The following is a 552-nucleotide window of genomic DNA, read 5'->3' as shown; positions in this document are numbered from 1 at the left end:
ATCAATAACCAGTGGGAGGGCATCGGACAGCATCAGCCAGAAAGTTAACACTTCGGCCGAAAGTTTACAACAAGAAAATGCGACTAAAGCTTAACTTAGCGGCATTAAGGTCTGACCCCGATTGATGTGTCGCCGAGCCCGCGCGATTGACGACGGTCGAACGGGCGACCACGATTCGCGGCTAACGTGAAACTTCCTCATCGCTTCCTAAGTCCACTCATGTCGCGCCCCCCTCGCCCGGTCATACCCGACGTTCCGCTGCACATCACCCAGCGCGGGAATAATAAGCTGAACTGTTTCTTCTCTGCACCCGACTATCTTGTGTATCTCAGCTTACTTCGCGCAGCCGCCCATGACGCTAACTGTGCGGTTCATGCCTATGTGCTGATGACTAATCACATCCATTTGCTCGTATCGCCCAGGGATGAAAAGGGTAAGCGTCCAGTCCACCCACCTTCCATTGCCAATTCCACCTAGCCATACTCCGGTTTTGAAAAGGAGATAGGAATGGCAAATATCGAACGCGAAGCGCTGTGGAAAGAACGCGTCGCA

1 protein-coding gene is annotated in these 552 nt (G+C 52.9%); it reads right to left on the bottom strand.

Features of this window, described 5'->3' with window-relative positions:
• Nucleotides 1–333: 333 nt before the first annotated feature.
• The coding region (locus tag ACP7DD_RS26635) for a hypothetical protein (RefSeq protein ID WP_426178423.1) at nt 334–552 on the bottom strand (219 nt) is incomplete at its 5' end.

Source organism: Massilia sp. TWR1-2-2 (genome assembly GCF_049897565.1).
GTDB lineage: Bacteria > Pseudomonadota > Gammaproteobacteria > Burkholderiales > Burkholderiaceae_D > JAFCUW01.
The sequence above is the reverse complement of the archived record's forward strand: the minus strand, read 5'-3'. Positions and strand labels throughout refer to the sequence as shown.